This is a genomic window from Mycobacterium sp. IDUB_9, from assembly GCF_055419505.1.
Genome location: NZ_JBVAXU010000009.1, coordinates 127,485 through 141,242, shown reverse-complemented (window position 1 = coordinate 141,242; position 13,758 = coordinate 127,485). Strand labels below are relative to the sequence as shown.

Annotated in this window: 12 protein-coding genes; 9 read left to right on the top strand and 3 right to left on the bottom strand. The window is 68.1% G+C overall.

Translation table 11 applies throughout. The features are described 5' to 3' along the window. Positions 1-4 precede the first annotated feature (4 nt). Together ACZY08_RS27805 and ACZY08_RS27800 are read left to right on the top strand one after the other, a co-directional pair. Positions 5-871: an oxygenase MpaB family protein gene (locus tag ACZY08_RS27805; RefSeq protein ID WP_463747829.1), complete on the top strand. Its 867-nt coding sequence runs from the start codon at positions 5-7 to the stop codon at positions 869-871. Continuing rightward, a complete protein-coding gene (locus tag ACZY08_RS27800) occupies positions 871-1,122 on the top strand; it encodes a hypothetical protein (RefSeq protein ID WP_463747828.1) in 252 nt (83 codons plus the stop codon). The genes ACZY08_RS27805 and ACZY08_RS27800 overlap by 1 nt, the downstream gene beginning before the upstream one ends. On the opposite strand, the gene ACZY08_RS27795 is transcribed toward ACZY08_RS27800, so the two are convergent. Further along, positions 1,090-1,788 carry a DUF998 domain-containing protein gene (locus tag ACZY08_RS27795; RefSeq protein ID WP_463747827.1) on the bottom strand — a complete coding sequence of 233 codons (699 nt, stop codon included), beginning with the start codon at positions 1,786-1,788 and terminating at the stop codon, positions 1,090-1,092. The genes ACZY08_RS27800 and ACZY08_RS27795 overlap by 33 nt on opposite strands. A gap of 55 nt (positions 1,789-1,843) precedes the next feature. Between ACZY08_RS27795 and ACZY08_RS27790 the strand changes: the two genes are divergently transcribed. The 5 genes from ACZY08_RS27790 (at position 1,844) to ACZY08_RS27770 (ending at position 8,343) form a co-directional block, all read left to right on the top strand. Further along, on the top strand, positions 1,844-2,416 hold the full coding sequence (locus ACZY08_RS27790) for a hypothetical protein (protein WP_463747826.1): 573 nt from the start codon (positions 1,844-1,846) through the stop codon (positions 2,414-2,416). A gap of 9 nt (positions 2,417-2,425) precedes the next feature. Then, complete coding sequence (locus ACZY08_RS27785) at positions 2,426-3,154, top strand: DUF72 domain-containing protein (protein ID WP_463747825.1); 729 nt, start codon at positions 2,426-2,428, stop codon at positions 3,152-3,154. Between the two features lie 11 nt (positions 3,155-3,165). Further along, complete coding sequence (locus ACZY08_RS27780; protein WP_463747824.1) at positions 3,166-4,392, top strand: NAD(P)/FAD-dependent oxidoreductase; 1,227 nt, start codon at positions 3,166-3,168, stop codon at positions 4,390-4,392. Positions 4,393-4,543: 151 nt separating this feature from the next. Beyond that, positions 4,544-5,191 (top strand): hypothetical protein, encoded by a 648-nt coding sequence (locus tag ACZY08_RS27775; protein ID WP_463747823.1) that lies wholly within the window; start codon positions 4,544-4,546, stop codon positions 5,189-5,191. After that, positions 5,191-8,343: a helicase HerA domain-containing protein gene (locus tag ACZY08_RS27770; protein WP_463747822.1), complete on the top strand. Its 3,153-nt coding sequence runs from the start codon at positions 5,191-5,193 to the stop codon at positions 8,341-8,343. Before ACZY08_RS27775 ends, ACZY08_RS27770 begins: the two co-directional genes overlap by 1 nt. Here ACZY08_RS27770 and ACZY08_RS27765 read toward each other — a convergent pair. Next, positions 8,313-9,800, bottom strand: a complete 1,488-nt coding sequence (locus ACZY08_RS27765) for an acetyl-CoA acetyltransferase (RefSeq protein ID WP_463747821.1) — start codon at positions 9,798-9,800, stop codon at positions 8,313-8,315. The two genes, ACZY08_RS27770 and ACZY08_RS27765, sit on opposite strands and share 31 nt — an antisense overlap. Before the next feature lie 166 nt (positions 9,801-9,966). Between ACZY08_RS27765 and ACZY08_RS27760 the strand changes: the two genes are divergently transcribed. Beyond that, positions 9,967-12,336: a phosphoketolase family protein gene (locus ACZY08_RS27760; protein ID WP_463747820.1), complete on the top strand. Its 2,370-nt coding sequence runs from the start codon at positions 9,967-9,969 to the stop codon at positions 12,334-12,336. 38 nt (positions 12,337-12,374) lie between these two features. Further along, positions 12,375-13,139, top strand: coding sequence for a lysostaphin resistance A-like protein (locus tag ACZY08_RS27755; protein WP_463747819.1), 765 nt, complete (start codon positions 12,375-12,377; stop codon positions 13,137-13,139). Here ACZY08_RS27755 and ACZY08_RS27750 read toward each other — a convergent pair. Further along, the gene (locus ACZY08_RS27750) at positions 13,136-13,714 is read right to left on the bottom strand and encodes a CGNR zinc finger domain-containing protein (protein ID WP_463747818.1); all 579 of its coding nucleotides are present in this window, start codon (positions 13,712-13,714) and stop codon (positions 13,136-13,138) included. The genes ACZY08_RS27755 and ACZY08_RS27750 overlap by 4 nt on opposite strands. Positions 13,715-13,758: the final 44 nt, after the last annotated feature.

Below are 13,758 nucleotides of genomic sequence, written 5' to 3'. Positions count from 1 at the left end.
CCGCATGAATTCCGCCCCCGCCAACCGGATCTCGATCACCCGGCGCACCTCGCGCTGGTCCGACGACGACGTCACCATCGCCGATGCGATGGACCTCTGGGGTTTCGCCGCGGGCGCGGCCAACGTGATCATGCAGCTGTCCGCGCCCGGCGTCGGCTACGGCGTCGTGGAGAGCACGGTGGATTCCGGCAATCTGCTCAAGCACCCGTGGAAACGCGCCCGCACCACCTTGAGCTATCTGGCGGTGGCGATCCTCGGCAACTCCGAGGACCGGGCGGCGTTCCGCGATGCGGTCGACGTGGCTCATCGGCAGGTCCGATCCGGGCCGGCAAGTCCCGTGCAGTACAACGCCTTCGACCGCGACCTGCAGATGTGGGTGGCCGCCTGCCTGTTCGTCGGCCTCGAGGATGTCTATCAACTGCTCCGCGGCCAGATGACCGACGCACAAGCCGAGCAGTTCTACCAATCTGCCGCCACGTTGGGCACCACCCTGCAGGTCACCGAGCAGCAGTGGCCGCCGACGCGGTCCGATTTCGATACGTACTGGGACACCGCGTGCGGGCAGGTACAGATGGACGACGTCGTCAGGCGGTATCTGCACGACCTGGTGGACCTGCGGATGATCAACCCGCTGCTGCGAATACCGTTCCGGCCGCTCTTGAAATTCCTGACCGCCGGATTTCTGGCGCCCGTGTTCCGCGACGCCGTCGGCTTCGGTTGGGGCCGCGGCCGGCAGCGATTGTTCGAATGGCTGTTTCTGGCCGTGGCATTGGGCAACCGGTTCCTGCCGGTGTTCATCCGCCAGGGCGGCAGTTACCTGCTGCTCGCCGACGTGCGCCGGCGGATGGCGGCCGACAAGGCGCTGATCTGATGAACCGGATCCAACGGATCCTGGGCCACCGGGTCAGCGTCGAGCAGATGCTCGAGACCTTGATGTGGCTGGCCCTGCCTTACCTGGTGATCGGCCTGGTCTGGACGTTCTTCCACCCCGAGCAGGTGCAGCTGATCGAGTCGAGCCTGCTCACCAAGTTTCCCGCCGGCGCCGATCTGGTGGCCTTCGGCCAGGTGACGCTGCTGTGGCCGGTGCTGCTATTGGGCGCCGACGTGTGCGTCGCGATGTGAGCGCCGCAGCCGCGCGGCCAGGCCCGCGACATACAGCCACAGCAATGTGCCGACCACCCACGTAGGCACATAGTTGAAGGTCTCGGTCTGCGCGCCGGCGTGGGAGGCCAGGTAGACACACACCGCCAGCACCGCGACGCCGACCCCCGCAGACAGGACCGCCCAGGCCCGATCCCCAGTGCGGGCAAAATACCTTGCCAGCACGAAGCATCCGCACGTCATGGCCAGGAAACCCAGCCCGCCGGCCACCCCGTGGATCTTCGCCGAGGTACTCACCTCCTCGACGCCGGGATAGCCCTGGGATGCGCCGGGCGGAAACCCGAACCCCGGATCGGTCGGGTTCAGCCCCACCACGACCCCGGCCAGCAGACCGTAGAGCGCCACACACATCGCCGCGACGCGGCCCGACGTGACGCCGGCGGCCACTCGCCAGACCCCGGCACCGAACGCGATCAGCAGCAAGCCGCAGACGACGAAGTCGACCGACTGAATCCAGCCCCAATCCCCAAGGACCAGCATCGAATTGGCGTGCCGGGTCAGGTCGAAGCCGGGACGGGTGAACGCCAGGGTGTACGACACCACGGTGAGCAACAGGCCGGCCGCCACGCCGGCGGTGAGCAGGGCCGAGGTGACCCGGACATCTGCCGGGCGCGCGTGGGAAGTCACGGAAAGTCGACGCTACCGTTCCGGCCGCCCCGAAGGTTGGTTAGGGTCTTGCGTCGTGAAGGCTTGCCTCGTCGTAGTCGCCGCCGCCGCAGCGGCGCTCACCGGATGCGCGTCGGGAACCGTCGTCAACACCGACGACGCCGCCGGCGGCCCGCCCACGAGCAGCACCACTCCGCCACCGCAGTTCGGCACCGCGAACCTGGTCGACGCCGCTGAGTACGCCATCGAGGTCAACGGTCGTAAGGCCTACTACTTCAGCACCCCGAGCGGGCGCTGGCAGTGCGCGATCCTGCCGCGCGACCGGGCCGGGTGCCAGCCGGCAGGTGGTACCTCGGCGATGAGCGTGACCGGCGCCCCCGCCACCGTGCCCGACGCGACCGGCGGAACCGCAGCACCCAACGCGCTGGTTCTCGACCGGGACACCGACGCACATTTCGCCAACCTGACGCAGCCGGATTTCGCGCAATCGGCCGCAGTGGTGTTGCCGTTCGGGAAGGTGCTGGCAGTAGCCGGATTCCGGTGCAACGTGCAGGAGCAGTCCGGGGTGTCCTGCGTGCGGGAGGTGACGGGCCGAGGTTTCACGTTCTCGGCCGAGGGCTACACCCTGCACTACACAGACGTCCCCTAGCGATGGCAGATGATCAGGATCGGCACCTCGGGTTGGTCGTACGACCACTGGACCGGGGTGCTCTATCCGCGGGGCACCCCGGCGAACGCGCGGCTGGCCCACTACGTCGATGAGTTCGACACCGTGGAACTCAACGGCAGCTTCTACCGGTGGCCCACCGACACCACCTTCACGAGTTGGCGCCGACAGCTGCCGCCCGGTTTCACGATGTCGGTCAAGGCGCACCGCGGGCTCACCCACTTTCGGCGGTTGCGGTCACCGCAGACCTGGACCCCACGGTTCGAGCAGTACTGGCAACTGATGAACCCCCACAACGAGGCCCTGCTGGTCCAGCTTCACCCCGCCATCGAGCGCGACGACGACCTACTGGCGGATTTCCTGGGGCAACTCCCCCACGAGGTGCGGGTGGCGATGGAACTACGCCACCCCTCGTGGCACAAGCCCGCGGTGTACCGGCTGTTGGAGCGCTTCGGCGCCGCCTACGTCGTGATGAGCGGTCCCGGGCTGACGTGCCGCACGGTGGCCACCAGCGACCTGGTCTACGTCCGCATGCACGGCCCGGGCGGCGACGGCATGTACGCCGGCTGTTACTCCGACGACGAGCTGCACCGGTGGGCACAGCGGGTCCGCCGGTGGGACCGGGACCAGCACCGCGTCGTCGTGTACTTCAACAACGATCTCGGTGGTCACGCGGTACGCAACGCCCGAAAGCTGAGGCAGTTGGTTTCGGGCGAGTAGGCTGAATCGACATGACAACGTCGTCCACATTCGCGATCGTCGGCGGGGGCCTGGCTGGCGCCAAGGCCGCTGAAGCGCTGCGGGACAACGACTTTGACGGCCATGTCGTACTCTTCGCCGCCGAGGACCACCTGCCCTACGAGCGTCCGCCGCTGTCCAAGGAGTACCTGGCCGGCAAGAAGAAACTCGACGACTTCACCACCGATCCGGCGTCCTGGTACCGCGACCACAACATCGACCTGCGGCTGGGAACCGAGGTCAGCGCCGTCAACGCCGCCGAGCACACCCTCGCACTACCCGACAGCACCACAGTCGGCTACGACAAGCTGCTGCTGGCCACCGGCTCTTCGTCACGACGACCACCAATCCCGGGATCGGATGCCGCCGGTGTGCATTATCTGCGCACCATCGATGACGCCGCCGCCCTGAGCGCCGCGCTGACCCCCGGTTCGACGCTGGCCATCGTCGGAGCCGGGTGGATCGGACTGGAGGTCGCCGCCGGTGCGCGCGGCCGCGGCGTGAACGTCACGGTCATCGAGTCCGCACACCTGCCGCTGCTGGCCGCCCTGGGCGCCGAGGTCGGCGAGGTGTTCGCGCAGTTGCACCGCGAGCACGGGGTCGATCTGCGACTGGACCAGTCGGTCAAGGAGGTCACCACCGACAACGGCAGCGCCACCGGGCTGCGGCTCGAGGACGGCTCGAGCGTCGCCGCGGACGCGGTACTGATCGCCGTCGGTGCGGCGCCGAACATCGGGCTCGCCGAACAGGCCGGGCTGGCGACCGCAGACGGAGGGGTGCTCGTCGACGCGTCGTTGCGAAGCAGCGACCCCGACATCTACGCGGTGGGCGACATCGCCGCCGCGCAGCATCCGCTGTTCGGGGTCCGGATCCGCACCGAGCATTGGGCCAACGCGCTCAAGCAGCCCGCGGTGGCGGTCGCAGGCATGTTGGGACACCACGCCGAATATGCGGAGCTGCCCTATTTCTTCACCGATCAGTACGACCTCGGAATGGAATACGTGGGCCACGCCCCCGAATATCGGCGAGTGGTTTTCCGCGGCGACGTTGCTGGGCGCGAGTTCGTGGCCTTCTGGCTCGACGCCGACAACCGGGTGCTGGCGGGGATGAACGTCAACGTGTGGGACGTCCTTGACGACGTCAAGGCGCTGATCCGATCGGGTGGCCCGGTGGATCCTGACCGCATCGCCGACTCCTCGCAGCCGCTGGTCACCCGGTAGCTGCGGGCACCGCGCCCGCCGGGCGGGCGAATACCGTGCAGCACAACAACATTCTCGCGCGGTCCGGGGTACACGCTAACGTGCATGAGACACGTGCAGGTATCACCCCGCCCGCGTGCAATATCCACGACGGCAGGAAGGTGAGCATCCGGTGAATGTCGCGTCCGACGAGCTGACCGGCACCGAGCAGGCGGTCCTGCTGGTACTGATGGCCGAGTCCCGGCCGGTGCCCAACGCCGAGCTGGAGCGGCTCGGCCCCAAACTCGACAAACCGAAGCGCGACCGGCTCAACCGGTTGGGCCTGATCGAGACCACCGGCACCCGGCCGCTCGTCCACGAACTCACCGACGCGGGATGGGCGCTGTGCCGATCCCTGTTCGGGGCGGACGCACCGCCCCGGTCCACCGGGCAGGGCAAAGCCTTGTACACACTGCTGGGTGCGCTGCACCGCTACTTCGAACACGCCGACCTGGTTCCCGCCGACGTGTTCCTGCCTGCCGAAGTGCCGTCCGACCCGGCCCCCGACCAAGCCCCCGACGAGGCCCCCGAAATCCAATTGCGCACCGCCTACGCCGGGCTGACCACCCGGCCCGGCAGCTGGGTCAGCCTGCTGCGGCTGCGCCAGGCCGTCCCCGGTCTGCCCCGCCCCACCGTCGACGCCGCGCTGATCAGCCTTTACCAGCAACCCGGCGTCAGCCTGATCCCCGAGGAGAACCAGAAGGTGCTCACCCCAGCCGACCGCGACGCCGCGGTGGAGATAGGCAACCAGAACAAGCACCTGATCGCGATCGAGTCCTGATGGAGTTACAGCACCGCGAAGCGCTCAGCGCGCTTCGCCTGACCTGGGCGCCGACGGCCGACGATCTGTGGCATTCACAGGGCGCCCTGCACGTACGCGGGATGCACGACCGGCCGATGGCCGATGTGATGGCCGCCTTCGGTGATGCCGAACGGGAATCCGACTCCAGTCCGCTGGGCGTTGTGGTGCGCGGCCCCGCCGGATCCGGCAAGACCCACCTCCTCGGCCAGGTCCGCGAACAGGTGCAAACCGGCGGCGGTTACTTCTTCCTGGTCGAACTGCTCGACGCGGCGAGCTTCTGGCAGTCCGCCCGCGCTGGGATCCTCGAAAGCCTGGGCCGGCCCGGCAGCGAGCGCGAGACCCAACTCAAAGACGTGCTGTGGGAGCTGTCCTCGGTCGCCCACATCTCCCGGGCCAACCGCCGGGCCGTGATCGGCGACGACGACCTGACGCCCGAGATCCTCAGCGACTTCGTCAACTCCCTGCACAAGGTGCACCGCCACACCGTCAAACGCGCGCACCACACCCTGCGCGCGCTCGTCCTACTGGGCTCCGGCGATCTCGAGCTGCAAGACATCGGCGAAGCATTCCTGACCGGCAGCGGCGAACGAGAATCCTGGGGCCTGCCGGCACCGACGCTCACCGCGCAGGAATCGGTCCGCGACATCTCGCGCCTGATCGCCCTGGCCGGGCCGTCGGTGCTGGCCCTCGACCAGATCGACACGCTGCTGGCCCAGTCCATCGAGCGCACCGACACCGCAGGCGCCGATGCCGGCCGAACTACCCAGACCGCGGGGGATCTGGAACACGTCGCCCACGGGCTGATGTCGATCCGCCAGACCATGCGCCGCACCGTGGGTGTGGTGGCCTGCCTCCCCGCGGCATGGGAGGCGATCCAGGACCGCGCCACCGCCACCGTGCAGGACAGGTTCCGCACCACCGCGCTGTTGCAGGGCCTGCCGACGCCCGACGTCGGCCGCGCCATCCTGGAACGCCGGTTCACCGCCAGCTACTCGGCCATCGGATTCACCGCGCCGTACGCGAGCTGGCCGATCCTGCCCTCGGCGTTCGACGAGGCCACCCAGTACACCCCGCGTCAGCTGCTCAAGCGCGTCGACACCCATATCCGCCGCTGCCTGGACCGCGACACGATCGAAGAACTCGTCCAACTCACCGCCGAGGTGACCGACACGCACGACGCCTCCACGGGCGACGCCGCCATCGGGGACACCGGCGAACTGGACCGGCGCTTCGCCGATTACCGGCGCCGCGCGGTGACGGTTGCCGCCCTCGACCCCGACGGTGAGGACACCACGATGCCCGGCCTGCTGTCGGCGGCGCTGGATGCGTGGATCACCGAACTCGGCGAAGCCGGACAGGCATTCCGCCCCGATCCGCCTCCGGGCCAGCGGGTGGTGCTTCACGGTCGGCTCCGTCAGACCCTCGACGCCGCCACCGACGACGAGCGGCACTGGGCATTCCGCTCCATCTCGTCCGGCAACGCCGTAGCGGTGCAGAACCGGATCCGAAAGGCGTGGGAAGCAACGGGTTTCAACCCCGACCGGCGGCAGCTGTTCCTGCTGCGCAACACCGCGTGGCCCAAGGGCGCCAAAACCGCCGTGATGATCGCCGAGTTCGAGGCGGCCGGCGGCCGGGTGCTGCCGATGAGCGAGGACGACGTGCGCACGATGACGGCGCTGCGCGACCTCATCGACGACAACCACCCCGACCTGCCCGAGTGGCTGCGGCGGCGCCGTCCCGCCCACGGGATCGGCTGGCTGCGCGCCGCCCTCGGGGACATCGCGGGTGATCCTCCGCCACCGGCCCAGATCGATGTGGACGCCGAGCTCGCGACCGGTCCGATCCGTGTGCAGCCGCCCACCCCGGTGATCGAGCACTCGCCCACCGCGGTGACCCTGGGCCTGGAAAGTCCCGGCGGCCGCCCGGTCTCGGTAGACCTCGCCGCGCTGCGCAAGCACACGGCGATATTCGCCGGCTCCGGTTCGGGTAAGACCGTGCTGATCCGGCGCCTGGTCGAGGAGTGCGCGCTGCGAGGCGTGTCATCGATCGTGCTGGACCCGAACAACGACCTGTCCCGCCTCGGTGCCCGCTGGCCCGAGAACCCGCCGGGGTGGAACCCGGCCGACGACGAGCGCGCCGACGCGTATTTCGACAACGCCGAGGTGGTGGTGTGGACGCCACGCCGGTCGACGGGGCGGCCGTTGTCGTTCCAGCCGCTACCGGACTTCGCCAGTGTCATCGATGACGACGACGAGTTCTCCGACGCCGTCGAATCTGCCGTCGCCGCACTCGAACCGCGCGCCCTGATCGCCGGGAACACCGCCAAGGCCGAGCGGTCCCGCGCGGTGCTGCGCGAAGCGCTTCGGTTCTACGGGGCGAGGCCCTCGATCAGCCTGGACGGCTTCATCGACCTGCTCGCCGATCTGCCCACCGAGGTCAGCGCATTGGGCGGGGCGAACAAGCTGGCCGCCGAGCTGGCCCAGAACCTCCGCGCGGCAACCGTCAACGATCCGTTGTTCGGCGGCACCGGGACCGCTGCCGACCCCGGGGTGCTCCTGACACCGTCTCCTGGTTACCGGGCGCGGGTGTCGGTGATCAGCATGGTCGGTCTGACCAGCGATCAACAACGCGAAGGGTTCGTCAACCAGCTACAGATGGCGCTGTTCGCCTGGATCAAGCGCAACCCCGCCGGCGACCGGCCGCTGGGCGGGTTGCTGGTGATGGACGAGGCACAGAACTTCGCGCCGTCCAGCCACACGACTGCCTCGACGCACAGCACCTTGGCACTGTCCTCGCAGGCCCGAAAGTACGGGCTGGGACTGGTGTTCGCGACGCAGTCCCCACGAGGCCTGCACAACCACATTCCGGGCAATGCCACCACGCAGTTCTACGGCCTGCTGAACTCCCCCGCCCAGATCGCGGTGGCGCGGGAGATGGCCCGGGTGAAGGGCGGCCACGTACCCGACATCAGCAAGCTGCGGTCGGGCCAGTTCTATCTCGCGCTGGAAGGCAACGCCTTCCACAAGATCCAGACGCCCTGGTGCCTGTCACACCATCCGCCCAGCCCACCGACCACTGACGAAGTGCTGGCGCTCGCCGCTCAGAGCAGGGTGGCGCTGCCGTCGGCGTGAACCTGCACCGCGGCCCCGGCGATGTCCTCGGACATGGTCGCGGCCGCCTGTGACTCGTCGACGATCCGGGCCAGCGTGCGCGCGTCGTCAGGAGTACGCACCGCCAGGAAAGCCCGCTCGGCGGTACCGTCCCGACCGACGGGCGTGGTCCAGGATTCCACCGTCCCGGTGCCGGTGAAGTCGACCTCCAGTTGCCGCGTGGGCTCGGCGTCGACCTCGGATTGCACGTCCTGCCAACGGTATTCATGGGCCGGCGGCTCTGTGCCGTACACACCGAAACTATGTTTGGTGAGGTACCCGCCGTTGGCGGTGATCAGCCCGCGGGTCCCCGGATTGGCCACCAACCGTTCGGCCATGGTCGCGATCGAGTGGGACACGTAGTTGTTCCACGGACCGCCCGCGAATGTCAGCCCGCCGGTGACCGTCAACGGCCGGGCCGGATCGTCCAGCGGCAGACCGATTTCGGCCGCCGCCACCTGCACCGCCGACGGGAAGCACGAGTACACGTCGACGAAGTCGATGTCGTCAAGACTCACACCGGCCAGTTCCAGGACCCGCTCACCGGCGATCCGGATCGCCGGTGAGCGGTAGAACTCCGCCCGCTCGCCGATCGCGTAGGTGTCGTGCGCATCGGTGCCCGCGTACGGGAAAACCCAACGATCGGTTGGGATCTGGAGATACGTTGCCTTCTCGACGGTGGTCAGGATCAACGCCGCCCCCTGGTTGACCATGTTGTTGGAGTTCATCAACTTGGTGTAGGGCCAACTGATCATCCGGTTGGCCGGGCCCGGCTGCCAGATCTGCTCGGCAGGCACCATCTCCCGGCTCCAGGCATGCGGGTTGTCCGCCGCCACCGCGCTGAACCGTGACCACAACGCACCGATCCGTCTGCGGTGTTCGTCGCTCGTCTCGCCGGCCGCGATGCGCAGTGCCTGTTCGAACATCGGGTACACGTGGGCCGGGCGGTCCAGCTGGATCCGCATCTCGGCCTCACCGGCCATCGGCACACCTTCATGCGCACCCGGCGCCTCCGGCACCGATTCATCCTGGCGGGTCCAGTCCGGCTTTTCGCCGCGGGCACGCAGCCGGCTGCGCGTCCGCCAGGTCTCGGCGCCGGCGATCAGCACCGCCTCGGCCCGTCCGCCCTGCAGATCCCGACAGGCCTCGTTCACCAACGACTGCGGAACGTTGCCGCCCACCCCGGTGTAGCGTGTCGCGGCCTTGTCGGCCCGGATGCGTTGCGCCAACAGCAAACCCGGGTCCCGGTAGTGCCAGGACAGCAGATTGACGATCCGCACCGAGTCGACCGCCTCCAGCACCCGCGGATCGGCAGCCTCCCGCGCGGCCGCGACCATCAGATCGACCGGCTCGACATCCGGATTCTCCTCCCGCTGGTTGACCTGGCCGTAGCCGATCAGTACCGGGGTCTGTGGGTCGAGAGTCCTGGGGGCGGTCATGCCCACGAACCTAGCCGACGCGGTATACGGACCTCAGAATCTGGTCGGCGACCGATCACCCGGCCCCATCGCGGCCGGGCGTTTCGGGTGCTGTTGGTTGACCGTTGCGAATTCGGGTAACCCAGATCGCGGGCGCCATTCACCGACACCGGCCACTATGGAGAACATGAGCGACGCGACCGGATCACCCGCACTGACCGACACGGAACTCGAGCAGCTCAACGCCTACTGGCGGGCGGCCAATTACCTGTCCGTCGGGCAGATCTACCTACTGGACAACCCGCTGCTCCATGAGGCACTGGCCGCGGAGCACGTCAAGCCGCGCCTACTGGGGCACTGGGGCACCACCCCGGGATTGAATCTGCTCTACGCCCACCTCAACCGGATCATCCGCGAGCGCGACGCGAACGTCATCTACGTCACCGGGCCCGGTCACGGCGGCCCGGGCCTGGTGGCCAACGCCTATCTGGAAGGCACCTACAGCGAGGTCTACACCGGAATCGAGCAGGACACCGGCGGTCTGCGAAAACTGTTCCGCCAGTTCTCTTTTCCCGGCGGGATACCCAGTCACGTGGCCGCCGAGACACCCGGCTCCATCCATGAGGGTGGCGAACTCGGATACGCCCTGGTGCATGCCTATGGCGCCGCATTCGACAATCCCGACCTGGTGGTGGCCTGCGTCGTCGGCGACGGCGAGGCCGAAACCGGACCGCTCGCCGCCAGCTGGCATTCCAACAAGTTCCTCAACCCGGTGGTCGACGGCGCAGTGCTGCCGATCCTGCATCTCAACGGGTACAAGATCGCCAATCCCACAGTGCTGTCGCGCATTCCGGCCGAGGAACTCGAATCACTGTTCTACGGCTACGGCTACCGGCCCATCACCGTCGCCGGGGACGACCCGGCCAACGTCCACCAGCAGTTGGCCGCGGCCATGGACGAGGCGTTCGACCAGATCGCGGCGATCCAACGCGCGGCCCGCCTCGACGGCGAGCCGGGCCGTCCATTGTGGCCGATGATCATCCTGCGCACCCCCAAGGGCTGGACCGGCCCGCACGAGGTGGACGGCAAACTGGTCGAGGGCACCTGGCGCTCGCACCAGGTGCCGCTGTCCGAGACCCGGACCAACCCGTCGCACCTGTCCCAGCTCGAGACATGGCTACGCAGCTACCGGCCCGAGGAACTGTTCGACGACACCGGTGCGCTGCGGCCCGAGCTTCGAGCCCTGGCACCCTCGGGCACCCGGCGGATGAGCGCCAATCCGCACGCCAACGGTGGCGTGCTGCTGCGTGACCTCGACCTGCCGGACTTCACCGACTACGCGGTCACCGTGGAGAGCCCCGCCACGGGCACCGCGGAAGCCACCCGAGTGCTCGGCACATTTCTGCGTGATGTCATCGCCGCCAATTCGGACCGCTTCCGTCTGATGGGTCCCGACGAGACCGCCTCCAACCGCCTGGCTGCGGTATTGGAGAAGACCGACAAGGCATGGCAGGCCGAGACCCTTCCCGTCGACGAGAACCTCGCCCCCGACGGCCGGGTGATGGAAGTGCTGTCCGAGCACCTGTGCCAAGGCTGGCTGGAGGGCTACCTGCTGACCGGGCGGCACGGGCTGTTCAACTGCTACGAGGCCTTCGTCCACATCGTCGACTCCATGCTGAACCAGCACGCCAAGTGGTTGTCCAGCAGTTCGCACCTGACCTGGCGGCGGCCGATCGCCTCGCTGAACTATCTGCTGACCTCCCATGTGTGGCGCCAGGACCACAACGGCGCGTCACACCAGGACCCGGGCTTCATCGACCACGTCGCCAACAAACGCCCCGAGGTGGTCCGCGTCTACCTGCCACCGGACGCCAACACCCTGCTCTCGGTGGCCGACCACTGCCTGCGCAGCCGCCAGTACGTCAACGTCATCGTGGCGGGCAAGCAACCGGCGCTGACGTATCTGACGATGGACGAGGCCGTCGCGCACTGCACCCGCGGTTTGGGGATCTGGGAGTGGGCGAGCAACACGACCGGGGAACCTGATGTGGTGCTCGCGTGTGCCGGAGACATCCCGACGCTGGAGACCGTGGCCGCTGCCGACATCCTGCGCCGCCGGCTTCCCGAGGTGAAAGTGCGCGTGGTCAACGTCGTCGACATCATGCGTCTGCAACCCGAGTCCGAACACCCCCACGGGCTGCCCGACCGCGAGTTCGATTCGATCTTCACCACGGACAAGCCGATCATCTTCGCCTATCACGGCTACCCGTGGCTCATTCACCGGCTCGCCTACCGGCACAGCAACCACGACCAACTCCACGTACGTGGGTTCAAGGAGCGGGGTACGACGACGACGCCGTTCGACATGGTCATGCTCAACGATCTCGACCGATTCCACCTCGTCATGGACGTGATCGACCGGGTCGACGGCCTGGCGGTCAGGGCGGCCGGGCTGCGGCAGGAGATGGTCGACGCCCGGCTGGCCGCCCGCAGCTACACCCGCCGGCACGGCGAAGATGACCCGGCGATCTCAGATTGGACCTGGGATGCAGTGTGACCTGGGTAATTGCGCCCCACCGGTACGCTTGGCAAGTTATGTCTGATCAGAGCGCCGTGGCCGCGCACCCCCATCCCTTGGTGGCCCAGCTCTCGGCGTTGCACCATTTCCGCATCTATGCCGACATCGGGATCGTCGTCGTCATCTTGACGCTGACCAACCTGATCGCCCATTTCACGACGCCCTGGGCGAGTATCGCCACCGTCCCGGCCGCTGCGCTCGGCTTGTTGGTCCTGGTCCGGGCCCGCGGGATCGGCTGGACCGAACTCGGACTGGGCCGTGAGCACTGGCGCTCGGGTGCCGGATACGCGCTCGGCGCCGTTGCCCTGGTGGTCTCGGTGATCGCGATCGGCGCCATGCTGCCGTGGACGCGGCCGATGTTCATGAACGATCACTACGCGACGATCTCCGGCGCGCTGATCGCGTCGATGGTCATCATCCCGCTGCAGACCGTAATTCCCGAGGAGTTGGCGTTCCGCGGCGTCCTGCACGGCGCCCTGGACCGAGCCTGGGGTTTCCGCGGTGTCGCGGCGGGCGGCTCGTTGTTGTTCGGCCTGTGGCACATCGCAAGTTCACTCGGGCTGACGAGCGGGAATGTCGGGTTCACCCGGCTGTTCGGCAGCGGGATCTTCGGCACGGTCATCGGCGTGGTGATGGCGGTGCTGGCCACCGGCGCCGCCGGCTTCGTGTTCACCTGGCTGCGTCGGCGCAGCGGCAGCCTGATCGCGCCGATCGCCCTGCACTGGTCACTCAACGGGATCGGCGCACTGGCAGCCGCCCTCGTGTGGCACCTGTCGACTTAACCGTCGGCGCGTTTCCGCGCCCTGAACTCACGGTTCTTCAGCATGTTCCCGCAGCTGGCCATGTCGCACCAGGCACCACCATGGTTGCGGGACCGGTCGTAGAACGCCCACGTACATTCGTCGTTCGCACACGCCTTCAAACGCGCCCAGGTACCGTCCCGCTGCGCGTCGCGCATCACCAGCAGCAGTTCGATCAGACGCTCGCCCACTGCCGCGCCCGCGGCTGACAATTGCACCTGTCCGTCGGGAGCGAGATCCACCTTCGCAGTGGACACGTCGGTCAGCGCCTGCAGCACCGCAAGGTGATCGGCGGGCGGTGCCGGGCCGCCGGCATTGTGGATCAGCAGTGCACGCAACGCTTCGCGCACCTTGCGCACGAGGTCGAGCTCGGCCTCCGTCGGGCCGGCACCGGCAGTGAGCAACCCGTTGGCGGCCAGCCACGGTGCCGCGTCGTCGGGATGCGCAAGGCGGTCCGTTCCGGCGGGCAGTTCGATCGTGTTGACCAGGGCCTGAATCCGGGCCAGCGGCCCGGGCGCGGGTTTGGTCTCGGTGTCGCCGGCCCACCTTGTCGTCATGACACCAAGCGTACCGCCGTGACCGCTAAATTGGTTTGACTAGT

Excerpts from the sequence above, each read along its gene's own strand:
- ACZY08_RS27770 (WP_463747822.1), top strand. The coding sequence starts at position 5,191 with ATGGAGTTACAGCACCGCGAAGCGCTCAGCGCGCTTCGCCTGACCTGG.
- ACZY08_RS27750 (WP_463747818.1), bottom strand. The coding sequence starts at position 13,714 with ATGACGACAAGGTGGGCCGGCGACACCGAGACCAAACCCGCGCCCGGG.
- ACZY08_RS27800 (WP_463747828.1), top strand. The coding sequence starts at position 871 with ATGAACCGGATCCAACGGATCCTGGGCCACCGGGTCAGCGTCGAGCAG.
- ACZY08_RS27805 (WP_463747829.1), top strand. The coding sequence starts at position 5 with ATGAATTCCGCCCCCGCCAACCGGATCTCGATCACCCGGCGCACCTCG.
- ACZY08_RS27765 (WP_463747821.1), bottom strand. The coding sequence starts at position 9,800 with ATGACCGCCCCCAGGACTCTCGACCCACAGACCCCGGTACTGATCGGC.
- ACZY08_RS27785 (WP_463747825.1), top strand. The coding sequence starts at position 2,426 with ATGATCAGGATCGGCACCTCGGGTTGGTCGTACGACCACTGGACCGGG.
- ACZY08_RS27755 (WP_463747819.1), top strand. The coding sequence starts at position 12,375 with ATGTCTGATCAGAGCGCCGTGGCCGCGCACCCCCATCCCTTGGTGGCC.
- ACZY08_RS27760 (WP_463747820.1), top strand. The coding sequence starts at position 9,967 with ATGAGCGACGCGACCGGATCACCCGCACTGACCGACACGGAACTCGAG.
- ACZY08_RS27780 (WP_463747824.1), top strand. The coding sequence starts at position 3,166 with ATGACAACGTCGTCCACATTCGCGATCGTCGGCGGGGGCCTGGCTGGC.